Annotated in this window: 23 protein-coding genes and 1 riboswitch; of the genes, 7 read left to right on the forward strand and 16 right to left on the reverse strand. The window is 72.1% G+C overall.

The genetic code is table 11. From position 1 onward, the window contains the following. Positions 1–122 precede the first annotated feature (122 nt). The 10 genes from ACFXBC_RS18765 to ACFXBC_RS18810 all read right to left on the reverse strand — a co-directional run bounded on the left by ACFXBC_RS18765 (position 123) and on the right by ACFXBC_RS18810 (position 11,312). The gene (locus ACFXBC_RS18765; protein WP_385025019.1) at positions 123–1,616 is read right to left on the reverse strand and encodes an alkaline phosphatase family protein; all 1,494 of its coding nucleotides are present in this window, start codon (positions 1,614–1,616) and stop codon (positions 123–125) included. A gap of 190 nt (positions 1,617–1,806) precedes the next feature. Continuing rightward, positions 1,807–2,868 (reverse strand): 2-aminoethylphosphonate ABC transporter substrate-binding protein, encoded by a 1,062-nt coding sequence (locus ACFXBC_RS18770; RefSeq protein ID WP_385025022.1) that lies wholly within the window; start codon positions 2,866–2,868, stop codon positions 1,807–1,809. Positions 2,869–2,986: 118 nt separating this feature from the next. Then, on the reverse strand, positions 2,987–3,784 hold the full coding sequence (locus ACFXBC_RS18775) for an ABC transporter permease subunit (protein WP_385025025.1): 798 nt from the start codon (positions 3,782–3,784) through the stop codon (positions 2,987–2,989). Further along, the gene (locus ACFXBC_RS18780) at positions 3,771–4,694 is read right to left on the reverse strand and encodes a 2-aminoethylphosphonate ABC transporter permease subunit (protein ID WP_385025028.1); all 924 of its coding nucleotides are present in this window, start codon (positions 4,692–4,694) and stop codon (positions 3,771–3,773) included. Before ACFXBC_RS18780 ends, ACFXBC_RS18775 begins: the two co-directional genes overlap by 14 nt. Continuing rightward, positions 4,687–5,925: an ABC transporter ATP-binding protein gene (locus tag ACFXBC_RS18785; protein WP_385025031.1), complete on the reverse strand. Its 1,239-nt coding sequence runs from the start codon at positions 5,923–5,925 to the stop codon at positions 4,687–4,689. Before ACFXBC_RS18785 ends, ACFXBC_RS18780 begins: the two co-directional genes overlap by 8 nt. Then, positions 5,922–6,635, reverse strand: coding sequence for a phosphonatase-like hydrolase (locus ACFXBC_RS18790; RefSeq protein ID WP_385025034.1), 714 nt, complete (start codon positions 6,633–6,635; stop codon positions 5,922–5,924). Before ACFXBC_RS18790 ends, ACFXBC_RS18785 begins: the two co-directional genes overlap by 4 nt. After that, positions 6,632–7,753, reverse strand: a complete 1,122-nt coding sequence (locus tag ACFXBC_RS18795) for a TIGR03364 family FAD-dependent oxidoreductase (protein ID WP_385025037.1) — start codon at positions 7,751–7,753, stop codon at positions 6,632–6,634. The genes ACFXBC_RS18790 and ACFXBC_RS18795 overlap by 4 nt, the downstream gene beginning before the upstream one ends. A gap of 138 nt (positions 7,754–7,891) precedes the next feature. After that, positions 7,892–8,653 (reverse strand): GntR family transcriptional regulator, encoded by a 762-nt coding sequence (locus ACFXBC_RS18800; RefSeq protein WP_385025040.1) that lies wholly within the window; start codon positions 8,651–8,653, stop codon positions 7,892–7,894. Between the two features lie 234 nt (positions 8,654–8,887). After that, the gene (locus ACFXBC_RS18805) at positions 8,888–9,895 is read right to left on the reverse strand and encodes a hypothetical protein (protein WP_385025043.1); all 1,008 of its coding nucleotides are present in this window, start codon (positions 9,893–9,895) and stop codon (positions 8,888–8,890) included. 517 nt (positions 9,896–10,412) lie between these two features. Then, the gene (locus tag ACFXBC_RS18810; RefSeq protein WP_385025046.1) at positions 10,413–11,312 is read right to left on the reverse strand and encodes a helix-turn-helix domain-containing protein; all 900 of its coding nucleotides are present in this window, start codon (positions 11,310–11,312) and stop codon (positions 10,413–10,415) included. A gap of 148 nt (positions 11,313–11,460) precedes the next feature. Here ACFXBC_RS18810 and ACFXBC_RS18815 point away from each other — a divergent pair, with 148 nt between their 5' ends. Then, the gene (locus ACFXBC_RS18815) at positions 11,461–11,841 is read left to right on the forward strand and encodes a YybH family protein (RefSeq protein ID WP_385025049.1); all 381 of its coding nucleotides are present in this window, start codon (positions 11,461–11,463) and stop codon (positions 11,839–11,841) included. Between the two features lie 131 nt (positions 11,842–11,972). Here the strand turns inward: ACFXBC_RS18815 and ACFXBC_RS18820 are convergent, their stop codons facing one another. Further along, a complete protein-coding gene (locus tag ACFXBC_RS18820; protein WP_385025052.1) occupies positions 11,973–13,187 on the reverse strand; it encodes an ROK family transcriptional regulator in 1,215 nt (404 codons plus the stop codon). Positions 13,188–13,243: 56 nt separating this feature from the next. Between ACFXBC_RS18820 and ACFXBC_RS18825 the strand changes: the two genes are divergently transcribed. The 3 genes from ACFXBC_RS18825 to ACFXBC_RS18835 all read left to right on the forward strand — a co-directional run bounded on the left by ACFXBC_RS18825 (position 13,244) and on the right by ACFXBC_RS18835 (position 15,486). After that, complete coding sequence (locus ACFXBC_RS18825; RefSeq protein WP_385025055.1) at positions 13,244–14,329, forward strand: Gfo/Idh/MocA family oxidoreductase; 1,086 nt, start codon at positions 13,244–13,246, stop codon at positions 14,327–14,329. Between the two features lie 274 nt (positions 14,330–14,603). Continuing rightward, entirely contained in the window at positions 14,604–14,804 is a 201-nt protein-coding gene (locus tag ACFXBC_RS18830; RefSeq protein WP_385025057.1) for a hypothetical protein, read from the forward strand. Between the two features lie 118 nt (positions 14,805–14,922). Further along, on the forward strand, positions 14,923–15,486 hold the full coding sequence (locus ACFXBC_RS18835; protein ID WP_385025060.1) for a CGNR zinc finger domain-containing protein: 564 nt from the start codon (positions 14,923–14,925) through the stop codon (positions 15,484–15,486). A 37-nt stretch (positions 15,487–15,523) separates the two neighbouring features. On the opposite strand, the gene ACFXBC_RS18840 is transcribed toward ACFXBC_RS18835, so the two are convergent. The 5 genes from ACFXBC_RS18840 to ACFXBC_RS18860 all read right to left on the reverse strand — a co-directional run bounded on the left by ACFXBC_RS18840 (position 15,524) and on the right by ACFXBC_RS18860 (position 21,326). Further along, on the reverse strand, positions 15,524–16,612 hold the full coding sequence (locus tag ACFXBC_RS18840) for a hypothetical protein (RefSeq protein ID WP_385025063.1): 1,089 nt from the start codon (positions 16,610–16,612) through the stop codon (positions 15,524–15,526). Positions 16,613–16,735: 123 nt separating this feature from the next. Then, on the reverse strand, positions 16,736–18,142 hold the full coding sequence (locus ACFXBC_RS18845; protein WP_385025066.1) for a purine-cytosine permease family protein: 1,407 nt from the start codon (positions 18,140–18,142) through the stop codon (positions 16,736–16,738). Beyond that, a riboswitch (TPP riboswitch) is annotated at positions 18,125–18,219 on the reverse strand. (Overlaps the previous gene by 18 nt.) A 123-nt stretch (positions 18,220–18,342) precedes the next feature. Next, positions 18,343–18,993 (reverse strand): HAD family hydrolase, encoded by a 651-nt coding sequence (locus ACFXBC_RS18850; protein WP_385025069.1) that lies wholly within the window; start codon positions 18,991–18,993, stop codon positions 18,343–18,345. Positions 18,994–19,140: 147 nt separating this feature from the next. Further along, a complete protein-coding gene (locus tag ACFXBC_RS18855) occupies positions 19,141–20,253 on the reverse strand; it encodes a M20/M25/M40 family metallo-hydrolase (protein ID WP_385025072.1) in 1,113 nt (370 codons plus the stop codon). Positions 20,254–20,318: 65 nt separating this feature from the next. Continuing rightward, complete coding sequence (locus tag ACFXBC_RS18860; protein WP_385025075.1) at positions 20,319–21,326, reverse strand: LacI family DNA-binding transcriptional regulator; 1,008 nt, start codon at positions 21,324–21,326, stop codon at positions 20,319–20,321. Between the two features lie 127 nt (positions 21,327–21,453). Between ACFXBC_RS18860 and ACFXBC_RS18865 the strand changes: the two genes are divergently transcribed. The 3 genes from ACFXBC_RS18865 (at position 21,454) to ACFXBC_RS18875 (ending at position 24,479) form a co-directional block, all read left to right on the forward strand. Beyond that, on the forward strand, positions 21,454–22,215 hold the full coding sequence (locus ACFXBC_RS18865) for a glutamine amidotransferase (RefSeq protein ID WP_385025078.1): 762 nt from the start codon (positions 21,454–21,456) through the stop codon (positions 22,213–22,215). Between the two features lie 162 nt (positions 22,216–22,377). Next, positions 22,378–23,391: a DMT family transporter gene (locus ACFXBC_RS18870; RefSeq protein WP_385025081.1), complete on the forward strand. Its 1,014-nt coding sequence runs from the start codon at positions 22,378–22,380 to the stop codon at positions 23,389–23,391. Continuing rightward, positions 23,388–24,479: a phosphotriesterase gene (locus ACFXBC_RS18875; RefSeq protein WP_385025083.1), complete on the forward strand. Its 1,092-nt coding sequence runs from the start codon at positions 23,388–23,390 to the stop codon at positions 24,477–24,479. Before ACFXBC_RS18870 ends, ACFXBC_RS18875 begins: the two co-directional genes overlap by 4 nt. Positions 24,480–24,672 lie beyond the last annotated feature (193 nt).

Below are 24,672 nucleotides of genomic sequence, written 5' to 3' on the forward strand. Positions count from 1 at the left end.
CCTGAGTCTCTCGCTCTCACAGCCGTCCCGGCGCGCCCCGGGCGCCCCGGCGGGGCCCCCGCGCCCGCGCCGGGCGGGGGGGGCGGCCCCCGCCCCGGCCCCCCCCCCCCCCCCCGCCCGTGTCACCCCGCGCTGATACCGACCCCGTCGACCGTCCAGAACCAGTTGTTGCCCCCGGTGTAGCGGAACCGCACCTGGGCGCTGGTGGCCCCGGCGGGGACCTGGAGGGTGATGTTCTCGGTGCGGGACGAGGTGTCCGCGGTGTACGTCCGTACGCTCACCGGGGCCCCGCCGTCATAGCTGACCAGCACCTCGCCGCGCTGCGGGGCCTCCTGGCGGTAGTACGTCGTGTACGTGAGGGTCGCCGGGCGGCCGCCCCGCACCCGGTAGGCCGGGCTGACCAGGGTCGAGTCGAAGCTCCCCTTGAACGACTTGTCCGACCACTCGTCCCCGTCGGCGACCGCGAAGACACCGCGCGCCCTGACATTGGACTCGCGCTGCTGGTCGGGCTCGGCCTTCGTCCAGAACTCGTCGGTGGTGAAGGACCAGCCGCGCCACTCGGTGACCCCGCCGGTGCCCATCGCGAAGTTGTCGACCGACCAGCCGGGCGGCGGGGTGTGGGTGAAGCCGATGACGCCGGCCCCGATGCCGCTCTCGTCGACCGGCCCGGTCAGCCGGGGGCGCAGCGCGTCGAACGCGTCGTCGCCCGGCTGCTGGAGCGGCCTGCCGTCGAGGCCCCAGGCGGGGTCGATGGCGATTCCGAGGTGGGCGAGCGCGGAGGCGGCGACGTCCGGCATCCGGATGTCGTACCGCGTCGAACCCGCGCCGATCCCGGCGCCCCGCGCGATCAGGAAGGTCTGGCGCTCCTGCCAGCTGGAACCGCCGTGGCCGCCCGGGTCGGTGTGGCCGTGGTCCGCGGTGACCATGATGAGCCAGTTCTCCGACGCGTACGCGGACCGGGACTCGATGGCGGCGACGAACTGTCCGACCGAGGTGTCCACGGCGTGGATGGCGTCGAGGTACTCCTGGCTGGCGGCGCCGTGTTCGTGGCCCGCCTCGTCCACCCCGTCGAGCTGCACGAAGTGCGCGTCGGCGCTGCCGGTGGCGAGCTGACTGACGAGCCGTGAGGTGGTCCCGGTGTCGTACTCGGCGCTCGGGGTGTTGACGCGGGTGTCCACCTTCGGCGAGAAGACGGTGGTGGTGATCGGGTTCCAGGACGCGATGGCGTAGGTGCCCAGCGCGGGCCTGGCGTTCTCGACGCGGGTCAGGAAGTCCGGGTACTGGGCGAAGTTCTGTCCGGCGAAGGTGTTGTCCATCACCTTGTGCTTGTCGGGCCAGACACCGGTGATGATCGTCGACCAGCCGGGTCCGGAGAGCGTGGGGGCGAAGGGTGCGGCGTACAGCGGGCTGGCGGCGGTCAGGCCCGCCGCCCGGAGCGCCTTGAGATGCGGTGCGTCCGCCACTTCGATCTTGCTGAGCAGGGTGCCGTCCAGGCCGATGACCAGGACCTTGGGCTTTCTGCTGACGGCGTGGGCGCTCTGGGCGAGGGGGCCCGCCGCGACGGCGAGAGAGGCGGCGCCGATGAGGAGGGAGCGGCGGGACAGCTGCGAAGACACGTGATCCTCCGGTACGGGGTGGGATGGCCGTGCGGATGGCGCACGGCTCAACGCCCCTGCCGGGGCAGAGGCGTTGACGGTTTCGAACGAGCCGGACTAGACCCGTTATCCTTTCGCAATAGTCCGCGGACTGCCAGAGGCGTGCGGTGACGTTCTCACCGCGTGCGGCCCGGGTGCTCGGCCCGGGTGCTCAGCTGTGCGTGGCGGACTTCCAGTCCTCGACGTATGAGCTGAGGTTCCTGGAGATGTCGTCCCAGTCGGGTGCGAAGACGTCGACACCCTTCATCAGCGCACTGAGCGCGGTCGCGTTGGCGTCGGTGGCCTTGACGTCCTGGCGGGACGAGAAGCCGCCGCCGATCTCGCTGACCTGCTTCTGGGCCTGCTCGGCGAGCATGAAGTCCAGCAGCTTCCTACCGTTCGCCGAGTGCGGCGCCTTGCTGACCAGACCGGCTGCGTACGGCAGTGCGAAGGTGGTCGGCCTGCCGCCGCCCGACTTCGCGGGGAACCAGATGCCCAGGTTCGGCATGGTCTTCGTCTGCGCGTAGCTCATCTGCACATCGCCGTTGGCGGCCAGGAGTTCGCCCTTGTCGACCTTGGGGGCGAGCTTGCCGGTCGAGGCGGACGGGCCGACGTTGTTCGCCTGGAGCTTCCCCAGGTACGCCATGGCCGCCTCCTTCGAACCGAAGTCGTGGATCGCCTTGATGATCACGGCGGTGCCGTCACCCGCGACGCCGGGCGTCGAGTACTGGAGCTTGTTCCGGTACCGGGCGCCCAGCAGTTCGTCCCAGGTCGTGGGGGCCTTCGTCAGCTCCTTCTTGTTGTAGACGAAGCCGAAGTAGTTGTTGACGACCGAGGTCCAGGTCCCGTCGGCGCCCTTGTCGGCCGGGGCGACCTGGCCCGAGCCCTTGGGCGCGTACTTCTGGAGCAGGCCCTTGGCGTCGGCCTGCTGGATGAACGGCGGGAGGGTGACGAGGACATCGGCCTGGGTGTTGGACTTCTCGCGGACCGCGCGCTGGACGACCTCGCCCGAACCGCCCTCCACGTACTCGACCTTGATGCCGGTCTGCTTCTGGAAGTCCTTGAAGACCCGGTCGTACCAGCCGTCGTGGTTCTCGCCCTTGAGGCCGTCGGCGCTGTAGACGGTGACGACCTTGGCGTCGGAGGCGGCGGACGAACCGCCGCAGGCGGAGAGGGAACCGGCGAGGACCAGGGCCCCGGCGACGGCGGCGAGCGGCTTGATGGGGTGGCGCATGACGTGTCGTGTCTCCTGGAGTGGGGCTGAAGCCGGTGGGGACCGGCTGGTGACGGTGGTGGTTCAGCGGTGGTGACTGAGCCGTGGTGGTTCAGCGGTGGTGGTCGGCGTCGGTGGTTCAGCGGTAGGACGCGCGGGTGCGGATACGGGAGACCGCGGAGAGGACCAGCAGCGTCGCGGCCATGAGGACCACGGCGACAGCGGCGCCCGTGAAGAGCGAGCCCCGGTCGGTGGCCGCGAAGATCTGGACGGGGAGCGGGGTCCAGTCGGGCGGGTAGAGCATCATCGTGGCGCTCAGCTCCCCCATCGACAGGGCGAAGCAGAGCCCGGCCGCCGCGGTCAGTGACGGGAGCAGCAGCGGCAGCCTGACCCGCCACAGCACGTACCAGGGGCGGGCTCCCAGCGAGGCCGCGGCCTGCTCGTACACCGGGTCGAGCCGGCGGATCGCGGCCGAGACCGACTGGTGGGCGAAGGCCGTGACCAGGATGGTGTGTGCCAGGACGACGATCGTGGAGGTGCCGTTGAGCAGGACCGGCGGCTTGCTGAACGCCACCAGCACGGCGAGGCCCACCACCACCGAAGGCACCGCGACCGGCAGCATGAACAGCGCATCCATGAAGCGTCGTCCGCGCTTCTTCAGCGCGGCCCCGGCGAGCGCTGCCCAGGTCCCGGCCGTCAGCGCGAGCACGCTCGCACATCCGGCGGTGACCAGGCTGGTGGTCAGGGCCCGCAGCGAGTCCCCGCCGGTGGCGGTCGCGTAGTGGCCCAGGGTCGGCCCCGAGGGAAGGACGCCCGACCAGTTGGTGGCGAACGACGCCAGCAGGATCACCAGGAGCGGCAGGGCGAACAGGGGCAGGAAGAGGGCGAAGAAGAGGACCCAGACGGTCCACTTGCCTGTACGGCTATGCACCAGCACGGCGGGCCACCAACCGGTAGAGGGAGTAGAGCCCGACGGAGATCGCCACATTGACGACGGCGACCACGCACGCGGCCGGGTAGTCGGATTCGAGGATCGCCTTGCCGTACACGAGCATCGGCAGGGTCGTCACGCCCTTGGCCCCGGTGAAGAGCACGATGCCGAACTCGTTGAGGCACATCACGAGCACCAGGCTGCCGCCGGCGGCGAGCGCGGGCAGCGCCTCGGGCAGCACGATCCGCCGTACGATCCGGGCCGGGCCCGCCCCCAGGGACGAGGCCACCTCGATCTGCGCGGTGTCGAGCTGCGAGAAGGCCGCGAGCAGCGGCCGCATCACGAACGGGGTGAAGTAGGTGATCTCCGCGAGGAGTACGCCCCACGGCGTCCCGAGAAACTGGAACGGCCCCTGGTGCGCACCGGTCACATCCGTCCACGCGCCGTTGGCGATGCCCGCCGAGCCGTAGACGAAGAGCAGCGCGAGGGTGATCAGGAAGGACGGGAAGGAGAGGAAGACATCGATGAACCGGGCCACCGCCCGTCCGCCGGGGAAGGGTACGAAGGCGATCACCACGGCGAGCACGAAGCCGAGGACGAGACAGCCGGCGGTGGCACCGGCGGCCAGCCAGACGGTCGTTGTCAGCGCCTCGCGGAAGGCGTTCGATGCGAAGACCTGGGTGTACGGGGCGATGGAGGTACCGCCCGTGTCGGGCGTGAAGGACTGCTGGACGACGAGGGCCAGCGGGTAGAGGAAGACCAGCGCCAGTACCGCGACGGGCGGCAGCGCCCAGAGCAGACGGGGCAGGGAGTGGGGCAGTGAGCGGGGCGGGGTCCGGCGGGCCGGCGGGACTCCGCCGGTCTGCGGGGCCGGCGCGGTGGCCGCGGTCTGAGCGGCCCGGGTGGCGCTAGCCATCGGACGCTCCCGCCGCCGCGTCGACCGGTGTCCCGGTCATCGTGTCGTGCAGGGTCACGCCCGCCGTCTCGTGCCCGGTCACGCCCGCCGTGAGCAGCACCGCGTCATCGGGGGCGAAGTGCAGCGTCACCGTGTCCCCCAGCGCCGGTGTCTCGCGCAGTTCGCGGACATCGGCCTTGACCGGGTGGCCGTCCACATCGACCAGCAGCCGGTGCGTGGAGCCGCGCCACTGGACCTCGGAGATCCTGCCGCGCAGACCGTTCGGGCCCTCGCCGAGCCCGACCAGATGCGGGCGTACGCAGAGGGTGGCGGTGGCTCCCGCGACGGCGCCGTCCGCGCCGGTCACCGTCAGCTCCGTACCGGCGAAGGCGACCACCGCGCTGCCGACCACCGCTCCGGCGGCCCCCGCTCCGCCGTCCGCCCCCGGCGCGGTGCTCCGTACCGTCACCGGCAGGAGGTTGGCGTTGCCGACGAAGGAGGCGGTGAACTCGGTGCGCGGGCGCCGGTAGAGCTGCTGCGGGGTGCCGCAGTCCTGGAGGCGGGCCCGGTCCATCACGGCGATGCGGTCGGCCAGGGTGAGCGCCTCGACCTGGTCGTGGGTGACGTAGAGGATCGACACCTCGGGCAACTCACGGTGCAGCCTGGCGAGTTCGGCCAGCATCCCGGACCTCAGCCGGGCGTCGAGCGCGGAGAGCGGTTCGTCGAGCAGGAGCACCCCGGGCCGGATGGCCAGGGCCCGTGCGATGGCGACGCGCTGCTGCTGGCCGCCGGAGAGTTCACGCGGGTAGCGCTTGGCGTAGGAGTCCATGCCCGTCATCCCGAGCGCCCCGGCGACCCGCTCCGGGATCTCGGCCCTGGGCACCTTCTGCGCCCGCAGTCCGAAGGCGACGTTCTCCTCGACCCGCATGTGCGGGAAGAGCGCGTACTGCTGGACGACCATGCCGACACCCCGGCGGTGCGGGGGCAGGTGGGTCATATCGCGGCCACCGATGAGGACCCGTCCGGCGAAGGGCCGGACGAATCCGGCGACGGCGCGCAGCGCGGTGGTCTTGCCCGAACCCGAGGGGCCGAGCAGGGCCATCACCTCGCCGGGTTCGACGGTGAGGTCGAGCGAGTCGAGGACGGTGGTCCCGGCGTTCCTGCCCTGCGCACCGTACGCGACCGAGACCCCGTCGAAGCGGATGCCGCCGGTCGTATCCGTACCGCCGGCCGTGTCCGTACCGGTGGTCATATCCGCACCGGGGGCACCGCGCGGTCCAACCGGCCCAGCAGTCCGGGCAGTTCGGCGACCGAGCCGATGACATGGGTGGCACCGTGCCGCTCCAGCCGTTCCCGGTCATGGGCGCCGGTCAGGACACCGGCCACGGCCCGGGCCCCGGACCGTACGCCGCTGAGCATGTCGTACGCGGTGTCGCCCACGACCGCGACCTGGTCCATGCCGTCCACGGCCCGGGTCCGCAGGAACGCGGCGAGCACCATGTCCGGCCAGGGGCGCCCGCGACCGCCCGCGTCAGCCGGGCACAGCGTCAGCCCGACCAGGTCACGCCAGCCGAGCGCGTCAAGGATCGCGTCCTGCGTGGGCCGGGCGAAACCGGTGCTCAGCACCACGGTCCGGCCCTCGTCCCGCATCCGCTCGACGGCTTCGCGGGCACCCGGTACCGGCGCGATGTGCCCGGCGCCGACCAGTTCGCCGTACGCCTCCTCGAAGGCGGTGTTGGCCTGCCGGGCCTTCTCCTCGTCCCCGAACAGATGCCGGAAGACGGAGATCTTGGACTCGCCCATGGTGGCGCGCACATGGCCGAGCATCGTCTCGGGCTCGACGCCCATCCGCCGCGCGGCGGCGGCGAACGCCCGCTCGACGAGACCGCCGTCGGCGACGGTGGTGCCCGCCATGTCGAGCACCACCAGATTGATCGGATTCCGCAAGGTCAACTCACTCACCAGCCAAGGTCGTTCGCGGTCGTTTCGGCTATCGCCGGGGAACAGGTCATGCCGCGCCCGCCGGGCCCGGTGACCAGCCACACCCCGTCGCGCACCTGCTCGCGGTGGACGACGCGGGTGGTGTCGGTGCACTGCGCGTACACCCCGGCCCAGCGGTGGCGGATCTTCGGCAGCGGGCGCCCGAGGAAGGACGCGGCGACCCGGGCGACGTGCTCGTACGGCTCCTCGCGCACATCGAAGGCGAAGGGGTGCTCGTACTCGTGGGTGTCCCCGATGGTCAGCCCGCCGTCCGCACGCTGCACCATCAGCAGCTGCATCCGGTGTCCGGCGGCCACCGGGTCCTGCGGCTGCCGCGCATTGAGCGCGTCGAGGGCGTCGGACGCGTACGCCGGGTAGTAGCGGAAGGAGTCGGCGTCGGCCACCGATGTGGTGAGGCGTTCGCCGAGCGGCTCGGTCTGCATCATCTGGAGGCGGACCCGGCGGACCGGCAGCCCTGGGGCGAGTTCGCGCACCAGACCGCCGAGCCAGGCACCGGTGCAGAGGACGACGGCGTCGCCGGTGTGCACATCGCCGTGATCGTCGCGCACCGAGCCCGCGCCGACGACCTCACGGACCTCCCGCCCGCCGACGTAGCGGTACCTCCCCGAGGCCAGCAGCGCCTGCTTCAGCTCCAGTTGGGCGGTGCGCGGCTCCACGGCCGCGTCCTGACCGCACCAGAGCGCGGCCTCGAACTCACCCCGCAGGGCCGGGTTGACCTCGCGTACCTCCTGCGGCGACAGCAGCCGGTACCCGCGCGCGGCCGCGTCGTCCCGCTCCAGCGCGGCCTCGGCGACGGCCCACTCCAGGGCGTTCCGTACAGGGGTGAGCGAACCGGTGGCGCGGAACCCGATGCCGGGCACCCGCTCCCCGATCTCCGCCCAGAGCTCCCGGGCGCGCAGCGCGGTCGCCAGCTCCTCCCCGCCGGCCCGGCCGCTGACCCACACCTGCCCGAAATTACGGAGCGAGGCACCCCGGGCCTCGGTCTCGCGCTCGATCTGTACGACCTCGTGGCCGCGTTCCACTGCGTGCCAGGCGTGCATGGTGCCCAGCACGCCGGCTCCTACGACGATGACTCTCACGACGGCAACGCTGCTGGGGGCGGGTGGCCCGGCGCCGACCCGGAGGCAACGGCACGGTGAACAGCCTCACAAGACTGGACTAGACCCGTTATGTTCTCGTGACATCAACGGGTGGTTCCAACCGCCCCGGCGCCGGGGTCAGTCCGGCGCGAGGTGGGTGGTGAAGCTGAACCGGTCGCCCCGGAAGAGAGTCCGTACGCGTTCCAGGGGCAGCCCCCGCGCGTCACGGGAGACCCGGTGGATCAGCAGCATCGGCAGCGCGGGCGGCGTCCCGATGAGCAGCGCCTCGCGCGGGGTGGCCAGGACCGTCTCGATCCGCTCGTCGGCGTCACCGAAACGGATGCCCAGCCGTTCGCGGAGGAAGCCGTAGAAGGAGGAGTCGGGCTCGAACTCGCTCTCCAGGGTAGGGACTCGGGCCACCGCGACATAGGTGCTCTCCAGGCCGACCCGCTCGTCGTCCGCGAGCAGCACCCGCTCCAGATGCCAGACCGGCTCGCCCCGGTCGAGCCCGGTCTCGGCGGCGAGCGCGTCCGGGCAGGGGAAGCGGTCGAGCGAGATGAGATGCCGTCCGGGGGTGCGGCCCTGGCGTCGCACCCCCTCGGTGTAACTCACCAGCGACAGCGGCTGTTCGAGCTTGGGGCCCGCGACGACGGTGCCCCGCCCCTGCCGCCGTAGCCGCCCCTCCAGGACCAGTTCGCGCAGCGCCTGCCGTACGGTCTCGCGTGACACCTCGTACCGTACGGCCAGATCGCGTTCGGTGGGCAGTGGTTCGCCCTCGCCCAACTCCGCCATCAGCAGCGAGACATGGGCCTTGACCGCGTAGTACTTGGGGATGCGGCCGTGCTCCGGGATACCGGAGCGGATCGGTGCGCCAGGTGCCTGGCTGTGCGGGTAGTCCACGGGGTGATGGTCGCAGATCCGCGTGACGGTACCGGGCTCGCGGTGGCGGACCCGGCCCGCGCTCCCGGACTCACGGCGATGACCCGGCCCGTGCCCGGACTCACGGCGGTGACCCGGCCCGTGCTCCCGGACTCACGGCGGTGACCCGGCCCTCGCTCCCGGACTCACGGCGATGACCCGATCCGCGCTCCCGGACTCACGGCGGTCCGTGGCTCGCGGTGGTGCTCCGGGGTGCTACCGGCGGCGCTGGATCCTCGGGCGCCGTGATCCGATGACCAGGGCAGCGCCCAGCAGCACACAGGTACAGGCGATGGCCGACACGGTGCGCAGCCGGTGCGAACCGGTCCTGGCGAGCTCACCGGCGAACTCGTGCGCACCGGTACGGGGTCCGACCGCGGGGCCGCCCCCGGTACGCCCTCCGGTGGCGCCGTCGTGGTCCCGGCCGGGGACGCGCTCCCCGGGAGCCTGCCCGCCGGGGACGTCCGTCCCGGCGGCATCGGACGGCGGGGTGGCGTCGGACGGCGGGGTGGCGGAGACGGCGAAGCGGTAGGCACCGGAGTCCCCGACCCAGTCGCCGTCGTCGCCGTGCCGCCTGACGACGGCGGCGTCGGCGGTGATGTCGTCCGCGACGGTGTCCCCGGCGAAGGCGAGCCGGACCGGCACCGAGACGGTCCGCCCCGCCGGGACGTCGAACCCCCCGGTCCCGTCGGCCTCGGCTGCCGTATCCCCCTCATCGGCCTCGTCGGACCTGGCGGCGCCGTCGTTCGCGGCGGGCCCGGCCGGGCCGTCGCCGAACGGGCCGATGTGCTCGTCCTCGTCGGTGGTCGTGAAGGGCACCGGCCGCCAGCGGTGCGCGGCGGGGTCCTCGAACTCCAGCCGGATCTGGCGGTCCTGGAGCTGCCGGTGCCGGTCGACGAGGACGACGACCGGGTGGATGTCCCGGCAGGCGCCATCGGATGTGTTGGTCAGTTCGAGCGACCAGGTGGCGAAGTCGTCCCCGGGCCGATACGAGTCGGGGCCGCCCTCGATCCGGGCCTCGACGGGGAAGGCCGAGCCGCCCCGGTCGGCGCAGCCGGGAGGCGCCGACGCGGCCCCGGGCCGGCCGGACCGGGCGGCGAAGCTCTGCGCGGTGGCGCCCCGGGCGATGGCCGGCGGTACGGCCGCGAGCAGCAGCAGGGCGGCCAGAGCGGAGGTGGCGGCGGCCGGGGCCGCCCCGGTGGCGAGGGCAGTGCGCAGTCGCATGGGGGGCCTTTGCTGCTCATGTGGGTCAGGGCTCCGCACACGGAACCGCACCGCCCCGCACGGCCGGGCCCGCCACGACCGCGTACCGCCGAATGCCACCCGCCTTCCCGCCCGATCAGCCCATTGTCATCAGGTACGAATTCATTGAAGATCCGCCATCCTGAAATTTGCAGGTCACGGGGGCTGGTGTGGCTCGGGGATGAGAAGCTCGTGCTGGCCGGGAGCGAGATCGTTGGCAGGTGATCGTCCGTCACGGGCACGTTCTGCGGGAATCGCTTCTCGGATGGTGGCCCCTTCGTACTCTCCGGCAGGGAAGGCCGAACCGGGGAGTTCATGGCGGAACTGGTTCTTGGCTGAGGGCTGTCCCGTAATCCCTGGCGGGCGCACGACGACAGCTACGGCGCCTCGCCGCGTTGTCGGGACGCCCGAATACATCCAGTATGCGGATGCCCCTCCGCCTTGCGATGCACCGCATCTGACGCCGCGCGCTGCTCCACCAGGGATCACGGGACAGCCCTCAGCGCCAGCGGGTGCGGAAACCACCGGGGGTGTCGCCGGTCTCGCGGGTGAAGAACTTCCCGAAGTTGGCGGGTTCGGAGAATCCGAGCGTCCGGCCGATCGTTGCGACGGGCAGGTCGGTGTGCACGAGCAGGCGCTGCGCCTCCAGGGCGGCGCGGGCGTCGATGAGTTCTTTGGCGGTGCGGCCGGTGGCGGCCTGACAGGCCCGGGTCAGGGTGCGTGGTGAGTAGCCGAGTCGGTCGGCGTACCTCTGCACGGAGCGGGTGGCGGCAAAGGAGCGCTCCAGCTCGTACCGGAAGGCACAAAAGATCTCGCCGCCGGTCCTCGCCGAGGCGACAAGGGCCGGATGGGGCAGCCGGGCCAGGCGCAGCAGCACCGCGCCGAGAAGCTGGCGAAGCAGTGTGGTGGTGAGGTCGGTGTCCGTGTCCTCCCTATGGCGCTGCAGGGTGTGGTACTCGGCCGCGATCTCGGCCAGGGCCCGGTCGAGGACCTGATGGTCGTCCGGGGACAGCGTCCAGCCCTCCGGACCGAAGCCGTCGAGGAGGGACGCAAGCTGAGGCAGGCGCGGTGGGAAGGCGGCGGTGAACAGCACCATCACGGCATCCAGTTCGGCCAGACGGCCCTCCGCATCGGCCGGGAACCGCTGGACCTGGCCGGGCCGCAGATGCAGCAGTCTGCCTGGTGCACAGAGCTGAGAGACGAAATCGACCATCATCGTCGCCTCACCGCCTCGTACGAGGAGCAGTTGGTGGAAGTCGGTCCGGCTCGCGGTACGGGCGACCGCCCTTTTCATGCGGCGGCGCAGGACGTCGAACGTCAGGACCTCGATGCCCAACTGCGGCCGGTCGGGATTGAGGTAGGCGATGTCGATGACGTCGTGTTGTCCAATTTTGATCATGGCAGGTCCCGACTCTACCTCGTTGCCGGGAGCCTTTGGCGGGGATCGTGGAGGCGTCGCCGCGTGCTGCCGGCCTGGCCACCCAGACCCGCGGCGCGCTCGTGCATCCCTGCCCCCGATGGCACCTACCAGGTAAGGACCCACCACTGTGAAGTCTGCGATCACCGATCCCGCACTGCTGCCCGGCGCGTTCGAGGACGCCCTGAACGGCGGTGACGTCGAGGGCGTGCTGGCCCTGTTCGCACCCGGCGCCACCATGCGCACGCCGGCCGGCGAGGTCATCGCCGGTCACGAGGCGCTGCGCCGGGAGATCAGCGGGACCGTCGCCGCCCGTGGGCGGCTCACCAACACCCCCCGGCACACCCTGCTCGGCGCCGATGCCGCGCTGCTGGTCACCGACTGGACCCTCGAAGTCACCGCTCCGGACGGCGAGCGTGTCGCCCCGACCGGCACCACCGCCAACGTCGCGTGCCGAGGAGTCGACGGCTACTGGCGGTTCGCCGTACTCAATCCGCTCGGCACAGCCTGAGCGACCGCCTGCACGCGCAACACGCCGGCCTCCACCGGCCTGACGGTGGTCCGTCCCGCCGGCAGCGGCCGGACGGACCACCGGTGCTCCACAGCACCGCTGATGGCTGCCGAGTACCACTGTCGTCACCCTCAGGTACGACGGATGCTGAACGGCGCCGCCGCCCGGCCGAAACGGCCGAACACCGGGGCCAGCGCCAGCTGTGCCGCCCCCTCCGCGACGAACCACCGCCCCCCGCCCGCAGCCGCCACGGGGACCGGTCCCCCGCCGCCTCCCTGCCGGGCGCGCTCGGCGATGACGGCGGCCACGCCCCGTACGAAGACGTCCGGGTCCGCATCGACCGTACGGCCCCCGAGCAGCACCCGGTCGACATCGAGGAGCCGCACGAGATTGACCGCGCCCACCCCGAGGAAACGTGCGGCCGCCGCATGGTCGCCCCTGGCGACGGCGGCCAGACAGAGCGCCTCGACGCAGCCACGGCCACCGCAGCCGCAGGGCTCCCCGTCGAGCTGCACGGTCTGGTGCCCGAACTCCCCGGCGCCGGTGCGGGGCCCCCGGTAGAGCGCGCCCCCGAGCACCAGCCCGGCACCGAGCCCGGTCCCCAGGTGCAGATACGCGAACGAGTCGCCGGGCCCGCGCAACGCAGGCCCGAGAGCTGCCGCGTTGGTGTCCTTGTCGAGGACGACGGGCAGGCCGAGGCGTTCCGCCAGCGCGTCGCGCAGTGGATAGCCGTCCCACTGCGGAAAGCCGGTGACCCGGCCGAGCAGCCCGGCCTCGTGGTCGAGCGGGCCGGGGGCCGCCACCCCGACCCCCAGGACACGGGGCGGCCCACCCCGGACGGGACCCGCACCTCCCGCACCTCCCGCACCTCCCGCACCGGCCACCCCGGACCCGACGCCCGCCGCCACCCCGTCCGCACCCGCCACCACACCGGACACCGCATCGGCCGCCGCAGCCGTCACCACGTCCGCGCCCGCCCCGAAGTCCAGCTCCGCGCTCCGTCCGGCGACGACCTCCCCGGCCAGGTCCACCAGCACCGCGCTCACCCGGTCCCGGTCCAGATGCAGCCCCACCGCGTACGCGGCGCCCGGCACCAGCCGCAGCACCGTGCGCGGTTTGCCGCCCGTCGAGGCCCGGCGACCCGCCTCCGCCGCGAAGCCGTCCGCCCGCAGCCGGGCGGTGATCTTGCTGACCGCCTGCGGGGTGAGCCCCGTCCGCCCGGCGAGTTCGAGACGGCTGATTCCCGCCTCCCCTGCCGTACGCAGCAGTTCCAGCACGAGCGCCGCGTTATGGCTGCGCAGCACGGGCAGATTGGCGCCGGACCCGGCGGCTTCGCTCCTGTTCACGTCCCTATTGTGCGCCACACTTGCACTTTGGAAACAGCGTTGCTTAAGTGGTTCGCATGACTGCGCACCCGCTCCGCGTCGGACTCGTCGGCTACGGCCTCGCGGGTTCCGTCTTCCACGCACCGCTGATCTCGGCCACCGAAGGGCTGGTCCTCGACACGATCGTCACCTCGAACGAGGAGCGCCGGGAGCAGGCACGCGCCGAGTTCCCCGGCGTCCGGTTCGCCGCCACCCCGGACGAGCTCTGGACGTACGCGGACGAGCTGGACCTCGTCGTGATCGCGTCCCCGAACCGGACCCATGTGGCGCTCGCGACCGCCGCGCTCAGGGCCGGGCTGCCGGTGGTCGTGGACAAGCCGCTCGCGGGGACGGCCGCCGAGGCCCGTGGGCTGGCCGCGCTCGCCGCTGAGCGCGGGCTGCTGCTCTCCGTCTTCCAGAACCGGCGCTGGGACAACGACTTCCTGACCCTCCGCTCGCTCGTCGACGAGGGCCGACTGGGCGAGGTCCAGCGCTTCGAGTCCCGCTACGAGCGGTGGCGGCCGCAGCTCAAGGGCGGCTGGCGCGAGTCCGGGGACCCGTCGGAGATCGGCGGGCTCCTCTACGACCTGGGCAGCCATATCGTCGACCAGGCGCTCGTCCTCTTCGGCCCGGCGGTCCGGGTGTACGCGGAGGCGGACGTCCGGCGCCCCGGCGCCCGCGCCGACGACGACACCTTCATCGCCCTCACCCATGCGAACGGCGTCCGTTCCCATCTGTACGCCTCCGCCACCACCGCCCAACTCGGCCCGCGCTTCCGGGTGCTCGGCTCGGCGGCCGGCTATGTGAAGCACGGCCTCGACCCCCAGGAGGCGGCCCTGCGCGAGGGTGCGCGCCCCTCGGCCTCGGCACACTGGGGCGAGGAGCCCGAGTCGCTGTGGGGCCGCATCGGTGCGGGCGAGTCCCCGCTGACGGGCGGCGGTTCGCCCGTACCGACCCTGCCCGGTGACTATCCGGCGTACTACGCGGGTGTCGCGAAGGCCCTGCGCGAGGGTGGCCGGCCGCCGGTCACGGCGGAGGAGGCGGCGGCGACCCTTGATGTGATCGAAGCGGCACGGACCTCCGCGCGTGACGGAGTGACCGTGGAGCTCACGGGCGAACTGTGAGTACCGGGGTACGGGGGGTTTAGGACCAGTCGGCCCCCTAGCCCCCCGCCCCCCCGACGGCCCCCGCCCCCCCCCCCGGACCCCGCCCCCCCCCCGGGGGGGCGCCCCCCCGCGGGCGCCGGGGCCCGGGGGGGTCGCTCCGGGGCCCGCGGGGCGCCGGCGCGCCGTCCCGCCCCTTTACGCGTCACCGCCTTGACCGGTGACGCATCAGGGCGCATTCTGAACCCGCAGGGCATCAGGGAGCAGTCCGCCACCGAACGAGCGGAGACCGGCCATGAAGAGCGAAGAGGCGTGGGACCACGATCCTGCGGCACAGCAACGGCGCGCCCGCTACGGGAAGTTGCCCGAGCGCGTCCGACAGGAGGACCTGGTCGAGGAGAGGGCGGCCACCCCGGGGAAAGGGACGGGCAACCGTTACAGCCCCGAGGCCGCCTGGAGCCACTACGCCTGTCTGGCTCTCGATCTGGGGCTCTGACACCCACCGACGGCCACACCGCCGGCCCCGGGAGCGGGACACACGGCATGAAACATCATCACCGCCTCAACAGGTGACTTCCTTGCGGCCTCACGCAGTCACCTGTCAGCATGGTGACGTGAACCTGACCCATGTCTTCGTCTGCGGCAACCCGGCGCTCGACTTCGCCGCGACCCTGCGGGCCCGCCGCTCCGCGCGCTTCGAGATGTTCGTGACGCCGGAGCGGCTGGACGCCTGGTATCTGGAGTCCGGCGTCGTCGACGCGATCGCCCCGGGCGACGAGGACGACGTACAGCAGGCGACGGCCGTGCGTGAGGCCGTCTACGAGCTGATCACGGCTCGCCGCCTCGGGGAGCCGTTCGGCCGGGACCCGCTCGACGTGCTGAACGAGGCGGCCCGCAGGCCCCCCGCGACACCGCAGCTCACCGGGGCGGGGCGCCGGACCGAAGCCACGCCCGAACAGGCCCTGTCGACCGTCGCCCGGCTCGCCGTCGAGCTGCTCAGCGGGCCGGACGTCCCCCTGCTCAAGGAGTGCGGCAATCCCCAGTGCACCCGTGTCTACATCGACCGGTCCCGCGGGGTGCGGCGGCAGTGGTGCGGTATGGACTCGTGCGGCAACAAGATCAAGGCTGCCGCCTACCGTGCGCGCAGGAAGAACGCGCACACCGCGACCGCCCGCTGAGCGCGGCGCCGGAGGCCCGGAGGATCCGCGCCTGAGCTCACCCCGTACGGGTCGGCGCCGGCCTGGTGCGCTCCAACTCCTGTACGAGCAGGAGCAGATCGGCGGGGGCCGCGGTGAGGCGGACCCGGGTACCGGAGTCGAGGAGTTCGGCGACGTACCAGCTTGCCGGTGTTCTGCGCTCCGAGCTTTTCGGGCGCCGCAGCCCCTGTACGGTGAAGCGCCCCTCGGGTATCTCCTTGCCGACGAGACGGCCGGGCCCGCCGTGCGGCAGCACCGCCATCGGGCCGGCGCCGAGGACGACATGGCTGCCCAGGAGGTCCGGATCGTACGGCCTGTCCTGCAGGAAGCGGGCGGGCAGGAAGACGTCCTTCCCCTCGGGCAGCGGGCGCGGTTCGACCGGTCTGATCCGGCCGGTCGCCCGCCAGGCCCAGACCAGGAGCGCGATCACCGTCAGCACCCCGACGGCGGCCACTGGGACCGCGACGGCCCGCCCCGGGCGCAGTCCGCCGAGCGGTACCGCCCACAGAGCGGCGGCGGCCAGGGGAACGGGGAAGAAGAACACGCCCGGCCGGGCCGGTTCGCCGGGGGTGACGGGGCGTCCGTCGCGCGGCCGGCGCACCAGCAGCAGGACGGCGAGGAGACCGGCCGCGAGGATCAGGAAGACCACGCCTCCGGCGATCCCGCCGGGACGTGGCAGGTCCTCGTTCGCAGTGTGCTGCCGGCTCGCGACCTTCATCAGGTCGCCGCGCCACCAGGTCAGGGTGACGTGGTCACCGGGGCCGAAGGCGGCTGCGGTGTCGTAGGCGACGCTCAGCCGGTCCACCGGCTCATCGCCGCGGAAGTAGAGCCAGTCGTTGTGGTTGTCGTGGTCCAGCTCGGCCTTGGTCCGCTCGATCACCGCGGGCAGCGTGGTGACGCAGTCGGCGCGCGGATCGGCAGGTGCCGAGGCCGGGCACGGTGCCGCCGCCCGCCAGTCCCGGTCCCGCCGCTCCTCGGACGACACCCCGCCCACGGCGAAGCAGGTGGCCCCCGCGACGGCCGACAAACACAGCAGCAGCGGCAGCAGCCGCGCACGTATGAACCGCCCCGCCCGCAGGCGTGGAGCCGGATCCCCCATCCCGAACACGCTGCCGATTCTGTCATGTTCCCCTCCCGGCCGGGGCCGACAGCGGGATGCGGGCCGCAGCGCCCCGTCCGGTCGCCTCCCCGAACAGCCCGTCCGCGCACCGCACTTCAGCTCCGCGGGCGGCTACCGAGCGGCCGGGCGGCGCAGCCTGAGGGGTGCGTAGACGGCGAGCGCGGTGAGGAACGCCACGTAGTAGGCGAGGTCGGCGCCGTGCAGGGCCGCGGCCACCGGACCCGTGTAGAGGCCGGTGTTCATGAAGGGGACCGCCGCCGCGAAGGCGGCGCAGAACGCCACCAGCGCGGACAGGCCGTACCGCCGGTGACCGCTCTCCGCCACCGGGTCGACCGGCTCGCCCGCACGGGCCCGCGCGAACCAGTCGACAGCCACCACGGCGACGAAGCCGGGGATCCAGTAGCCGACGAACAGCAGGACGTTCTGGAAGCGGGCGGCGGTGTCGGCGGCATGCATCCACAGCACCAGCGGGAAACCGAGAACGGCGGCGAGCGCGGCGGCCAGCGGGCGCGGTACGCGCAGTCCGATGGTCTGCAGGGCCAGCGAACCGCTGTAGTCGTTCATGGCGTTGCTGCACAGCGCGGCCAGCGCCACCGCCAGCAGCCCCAGCGCGCCGAGTACACCGCCGCCCAGCAGTTCGTCGACCCCGCGCGCGGTCTGGTCGGTGAAGACGGAGGCCCCCCACAGCCCCAGCGACTGGACGGCCACGAAGGAGACGCTGACGCCGAGGAGCGTGTACCAGAACATACGGGTACGGGAGGTGTTCTTCGGCAGGTAACGGCTGAAGTCACTGGCGTACGGCGCCCACGAAAGGGCCAGGCTGAGGGCGATGGTGCTCGTCAGGACGAACGCACCGGCGCGGTCGGCGCCGTGGACGCTCCCGGACGAGCTGTGGACGCTGCCGGGGAGCCGGAGCGCCAGGGCGACGAAGGCGGCGGCGAGCACGAAGGTCATCAGCTTCTGCATCCGGTGGATCGCCTCGTAGCCCAGTACTCCGAGTGACCCCTGTCCGGCCATCATCACCAGCACCCCCAGCCAGAAGGGCCAGCCGCAGAGCCGGGCGAGCGCGTCACCGCCGAACAGCCCGATGAGGGCGTCCCAGGCCACCGACGAGAGCCACTGCAGCAGGCCGGGCACCGCGACGGACCGGCCGAACGCGAGCCGGGCCAGCGGCAGCTGGCCCGCCCCCGTGCGGCTGCCCCAGGTTCCGAGGTACGCGGTGGGGACGGCGCCGACGAGGGTGCCCAGCACCACGGCCAGCAGGGCGGTGGGCAGGTCCAGGCCGAGCGCGATTCCGACGGTGCCGGTGAAGACTCCCGTCATGGTCAGATTCGGCGCGAACCATACGGTGAACAGCCGGCCGGGGCGGCCGTAGCGGTGCTGCTCGGGCACCGGCGCGATACCGCGTGCCTCGATCCGCAGGTCGCCGGGGGCGGCGGGCATCCGGCCGTCGAAGACGGACCGGTTCTCTGTGGCCGACGTGCTGCTCGGAGCAGGTGGCAATGACATGAGCGACATCCCTCCGCCAGTGCTAACTGGTTCAGGTTCGGCGGGTGTGATCTCAGCCCCTGGGCGGGGCACCCCGTGTCCGGTACGTCTGCAAGGCTAACGCGCGGCGTCGGGCCGTCCGCGGTGAGGGGGCCCGGCCGTGCACCCCGGCGGTCCCGCCGTCCGGGGCGGTGAGGCCGGCACGGCGGTCCGCGGCTCGGTCCCGCCGTTCATCCCGCGGCGAGGAGGGCGGGCAGCTCACGCATGTCGTCGAAGACCACGGTGTCCGGCCCGTGCAGCCACTCCGCGGGGGTGAGACCGCCGCAGTAGCCGAACGCGCGCATCCCGGCTGCGCGGGCTGCGTGTACGCCGTAGCGGCTGTCCTCGATCACGGCGCAGACCTCGGGGGCGAAGCCCATCTGCCGTGCCGCGTGCAGGAAGAGGTCGGGTGCGGGCTTGCCGTTGGCGACTTCCGACGCGCTGTAGATGCGGCCTTCGAAGCGGGGGTAGAGCCCGGTCAGACCGAGGGTGTGGCGGAGGCCGTTGTGGCCGCTGCTCGATGCCACACAGGTGGGCAGCCCGATCCGGTCCAGGGCCTCCACCACACCGTCTACAGAGGTGAGTTCGGCCTCCATGGCGGTGCGGTACAGCTGTTTCTGCTCCGCCTCCCAGCCATCCGGGATCCGGATCCCGAGGTGTTGCTCGATGTCGGCGATCATGTCGGCGTGCGAGCGGCCGACGAAGCGTTCGACGACCTCGGCCTCGCTGAGCGGCCAGCCGAGCGCCGCCAGGCTCACCGCGTCCACACGGACCGCGATGCGCTCGCTGTCCACCAGAACGCCGTCGCAGTCGAATATCACGAGTTCAATGGGCCTGGTCACACCGGCATGCTACGGGAGCGGGCGAGTGGGGCCCAGGGTGCGGGTGAACCATGATCGCCTACGCGCGGACCGGGCCCCGGCCGCGTTCCGCGGGGCGCATCCGCGACGGCCCGCGCCCCTACGCCCCGGGCGGATGTCAGGACCGGCTCAGCGGGGCCCCGGCGCGCCGTCCTCCCGTTGGCTCCAGGAGGCGAGCAGGCGGTGGATGGCCTCGGCGGCCTCGGGGATCGCGGCCACGGAGCAGGTCTCGTCGGTGACATGCGCCTGGTCGGGGTCGCCGGGGCCGTAGATGACGACCGCACGGGCGTCCACCTTCGCGGCCAGTACCGAGGCGTCGGTGAAGTAGGTGGCGTACTGCGGCTGCCCGGCGTCCTGCGCGGGGCGCAGGGCGCCCGACACGTCACGGACGAGTGCGGTGCCGGGGTCGGTGTCCACGCCGTCCAGGTCGAGTACCCGCTCGATCCTGGTGCCGGGCCCGGCCAGCTGTCCGATGGCCCGCAGCGCGTCGTCGGAGCTGAAGCCGGGGACGGTACGGATGTCGACCATCAGCTCGGCGCGGTCGGGGACGAGGTTGGGCTGGACACCGGCGTGGAAGGTGCCCACGTTGACGGTGGCCGCGCCGTGGGTCGCACTACGGGGCCAGTCCTGGTGGTCATGGATCCGTACCGCCGCCGCGGCGAGCCTGGCCAGTGCGTTGTCGCCGAGTTCGGGCCGGGATCCGTGGGCGCTGCGGCCCTCGGCGGTGAGCCGCAGCCACAGCACACCCTTGTGACCGAGGACGATCCGGTTCGCGGTGGGTTCGGCGACCAGCAGCACCGGACTCGCCGTCAGCCCCTCCAGCCGGGCCGCTCCCTCGCAGCCGGTCTCCTCGCCGAAGGTGAGGACGAGCTGTACGTCGGTTTCGGCGGGGTGGGTCGTGGCCCGGTGGGCCGCGGCGGCCACCATGCACGCCACACCGGCCTTCATGTCGCTGCTGCCGCGCCCCCGGAGCCGGCCGCCCCGGATGTCGCCGCTCAGCGGGTCGAACGACCAGCCGGACGCATCGGCGGGGACGGTGTCCAGGTGTCCGGTCAGGGTGACGGGGGTGCGGCTGCCGAAGCGGGCGACGAGATTGGTCCGTCCTGGCTCCGGTTCCTCGGTCCGTACGCTGAAGCCGGCGTCGGCGAGCAGCGGGGCGATGAGTGCGGCGGCGGGCGTCTCGTTCCCGCCCCTGGTGTCCACTCGGACGAGCTGCTGGGTCAGCGAAACGGGGTCAAGCACGCGAAGGTCTCCTGTCGGTACTGCGGGGCGGGGCGCGGATCAGTGCCGCGGATCAGTGCTGCGCGTCAGTTCTGCGGGGGAACCGCGGAGCCGCGGATCACGAGGTGCAGGGGGAAGGACTTCGTCACCCGGGCGCCGTCCGGGGATTCGATCCGGTTCTGGACCACTTCGAGTGCCGTACGGGCGAGGTCGGCGACGGGCTGCTGCAGCGTGGTGAGTTTGGGGCGGAGCCACTCACCGACACGGATGCCGTCGCAGCCGATGACGGAGAGGTCCTCCGGGATACGCAGTCCGTGCAGTTCCGCCGCGCCCAGAATGCCGACCGCGACGATGTCACTGCCCACGAAGGCGGCTGTCGGCGGCTGGGCTGCGCGCGCCAGGTAGGGGAAGGTGCTGGCGCCGAACTGCTCGGTGTACGGGCCGTGCAGGACGAGGTCCTCGTCGACGTCGAGTCCGGCGTGTTCCATGGCGTCCCGGTAACCGCGCAGCCGGTCGCGGGTGGTGGACAGTTCACGGGGGCCGGCGATGTGCATGATGCGCCGGTGCCCGAGCTGCACGAGGTAGGACGTGGCCTGGTAGGCGCCGCTGTAGTTGTCGACGGCGACGGTGTCCAGCTCGGAGGGGCTGGCGACCTCCTCGTCCAGGAGGACCACGGGGAGACCTTCGGCGATCGCCCGGGTCAGCCGGGGGTTCTGGCGGTGCATTCCGACGTAGATCAACCCGTCGACGGCCTCGGTCGACGCGGCGAAGTCGCTGAAGAGCGACTCGCGCCGGGCCTGCTGGCCGGTGATGCCCACCACGAGGGCCACTCCCCCGGCGGCGGCCGCCGCGGCGACCTCCTCGGCCAGGTCCGCGAAGAACGGGTTGATCAGGTCCGGCACCACGAGCGCGATGAGCGGGCGCCCGGCGCGCGGGCCGGACGGGGCGGGCACCGGTACCTCGTAGTTCAGCTCCCGCACGGCGGCATCGATCCGGGCCGCCGTCTCCGGCTGCACCTTCAGCTGCCCGCGCAAGTACCGCGACACCGTCGAGGCCGATACCTGCGCATGTTGCGCAACGCTGGTCAACGTCATCCGAACCCCTCTCGCTTTTCCCGCAGTCTAGTGCGCTCACGGTAGGGCATTGACGTCGGATCGACCCGCTTCTATGGTTGCGCAAAACCAGCGCAACGTTGCGCACGATCTTTCTGAGGAGGTACGTGTGAGCCGCGTACTCATCGCAGGCGAGTCCTGGATCAACGCATCCACCGACTTCAAGGGCTACGACGCCTTCCCCCATGCCCAGCTGGAGGTGGGCGTCACCCCGCTGCTCCAGGCCCTGCAGGAAGCGGGTCACGAGGTCACGCATCTGCTCTCGCACGATGTCGCGGTCCACTTCCCGGAGACCCTGGAGAAGCTGGACGCCTACGACGTGGTGATCCTTTCGGACATCGGCGCCAACTCGATGCTGCTCCACCCGCAGGTGTTCGCCCAGGGGCGCCCGTTCCCCAACCGGCTCAAGCTCCTCGCCCAGTGGGTCCGGCAGGGCGGCGGTCTCGCCATGGCCGGCGGCTATCTGAGCTTCCAGGGCTTCCAGGCCAAGGCCAACTACCACGCGACGCCGATCGAGGACATCCTGCCGGTGCAGATCCTCCCGTACGACGACCGCGTGGAGTGCCCCGAAGGCATCGGCGGCGCACTCACCGATGAGACGCACGAGGTCACGGCGGGGCTGGCGGCCGAGTGGCCGATCCTCCTCGGCTACCAGCGGCTCACCGCGAAGCCGGACGCACGCGTGCTCGCCACGATCGAGTCGCACCCGCTGGTCTCGGTCCGTGAGGAGGGCGCCGGGCGCACGCTCGCCTTCGCATCGGACATCTCACCGCACTGGGCCCCGAACGAGTTCCTGGAGTGGAAGGGCTACCGGCAGCTCTTCGACCAGGCCGTCACCTGGCTCGCCGGCTCCGCGGACCGGCAGCACTGACGGGCCGGGCCCGCCGGGCCACCGCCCGCCGGGCCATCCGCCCATCCGGCACACCGCCGGGCGGCAGCGGCACCCGCCACCGCCCGTTATGAGACAGCCCACACGCCCCCAGACCGCATCGGTTCCGTCGGACATACTGGCTCAAAGGAGAGCGATTACACGATGGCAAACCTCAACACCACAGGACCAGGACCGGACACACTGCCCCCGCCACCCGCCAGCACCGCACGTCGCGCCACCACGGCCGTACTGGTCCTGGCGACCATCCTGGCCGGACTGCTCAGCCCGCTGCAGTCCACCGTCAACGGCGCCCTGGGCAAGAACATCGACGACGGCAACGCCGCGGCCGTGATCTCCTTCGGGTCCGGGCTGATCCTCATGGCGGTCATCATCTTCGCCCGCCCCGGGACCCGCCGGCAGGCGCTGAACGTACCCGGCAAGCTCCGCGACGGCACCATTCCCTGGTGGAACTGTCTGGCGGGCCTGTGCGGCGCGGCGGTCGTGCTCTCCGAAGGCATCACCGTGGGCACCCTGGGCGTCGCCGTCTTCCAGATCGCGCTGATCTCCGGGCTCGTCATCTCGGGCGTGGTCTGCGACCGTCTCGGGGCCACCTCCACGCTCAAGCAGCCCATCACGCTCCCCCGCGGGCTGGGCGCCCTGCTGGCCATCGTCGCGACGGCCGTCGCGATCTCGCCGAACTTCCAGGTCCCCGGAACCATCGCGCTCGCGGTCCTGCCGTTCGCCGCCGGGCTGCTCGCGGGCTGGCAGCCCGCGGGCAACTCCGCCGTCGCCCAGGGCAGCGGATCCATGCTGGTCTCGATCGGCCTCAACTTCCTCGTCGGATTCGTCGTCCTGGGGATCGGGCTGCTGGTGCGCGCTTCCACCGGTTCGGTGAGCTTCTCGCTCCCCGGCACCTGGTGGATGTACACCGGCGGTGTACTCGGCCTGCTCTCCATCGCCTTCATGGCCCTGCTCGTACGCGGCCTCGGCCTGCTCCTCCTCGGGCTCGCCTCGATCGCCGGGCAGCTGGTGGGCTCGCTCATCCTCGATCTGATCAGCCCGTCCGTCGGCCAGCCCCTGCACGTCGTGACCGTCATAGGCACCGTCATCGCCCTCGTCGCGGCCGGTATCGGGATGATCCCCTCCCGCTCCGTGCCCCCGGTGCCCGCCTCATGACCGGCACCGGAGGACGGCCGTACGTACAGACCGTGACCGGCGCGGTGCCCGCGGCCGAGCTGGGTCTCGTACTGCCCCACGAACACCTCTTCAACAACCTCTCGGGCGTTCTCGACGAACCGAGCTACCGGTTCTCCGCCGCCCTGAAGGACGAGCCGGTCAGCGCGGCGTCCGCCTGGGCGCTGCGGCACGACCCGTACTGCTGCGCCGACAACATCGCGGCCAAGCCGGTCGACGACGTGCTCCGCGAGGTCGCCGCCTTCCAGGCCGTCGGCGGCGGCACCATCGTCGACGCGACCTCCAGCGCCGCCATCGGACGTGACCCGCGGCGCCTCCTCGATCTGGCGCGCCGCAGCGGAATCGGCGTCGTCATGGGCTGCGGTGCCTATCTGGAGAAGTTCGAGGCCGGCCGGATCACGGCCAGTACGGTCGAGGAACAGGCGGCCGCGATCCGGGACGAGCTGGCCCACGGTGTGGGGGACTCCGGTGTACGGCCCGGGGTCATCGGCGAGATCGGAGTGTCCCCCCAGTTCACCGAGGCCGAGCGCGGATCGCTGCGCGCGGCCGCTCTCGCCCAGCTCGACCACCCCGCCGTCCCGCTCATGGTCCATCTGCCCGGCTGGCAGCGGCGGGCACACGAGGTGCTCGACATCGTGCTCGACGAGATCGGTGTCGCGCCGGGGAAGGTCGTCCTCGCGCACATGGATCCCTCCGGCGCCGACGTCGGCTACCAGCGGGCGGTGGCGGACCGTGGCGTCTGGCTCGAATTCGACATGATCGGGATGGATGTCACGTTCCCCAAGGAAGGCGAGTCGCCCGCGTCCACCGCCACCGCGGACGCCGTCGCCGGCCATGTCCGCCACGGTCACGCCGGACAGCTCCTGCTCAGCCACGACCTCTTCCTCAAGCAGATGTGGACCCAGCACGGCGGCAACGGATTCATCCATGTGCCCACCGTCTTCACCGAGATGCTCGTCGCACGGGGTGTCGACCGCGATCTGATCGGCACCCTCACCCGGCAGAATCCCGCCCGTATGCTCTCCGGGCCGCTCCCCGGCACAGCGCGGGGAGGGCGACCGGGGCAGTGATCCGCGGCGGCCCCGTCCGCGACGGCCCCTTGAGGGGGTCCGACCGATACGTCTTCCACAAGAAAACCCGGCTGTTCCCACGAGGGCGTCGCGGACATGTGCGGCGCTGCGGCCATCGGGCGGGTGGAGAGGGAGCGAAGTGGATTCCGGGAGCGCCGGACGGCATGCACGACCTGAGGCTCCCACGTGCTCA

Origin of the sequence: Streptomyces sp. NPDC059398, from assembly GCF_042751845.1 — a bacterium.
Classification (GTDB): Bacteria; Actinomycetota; Actinomycetes; order Streptomycetales; family Streptomycetaceae; genus Streptomyces.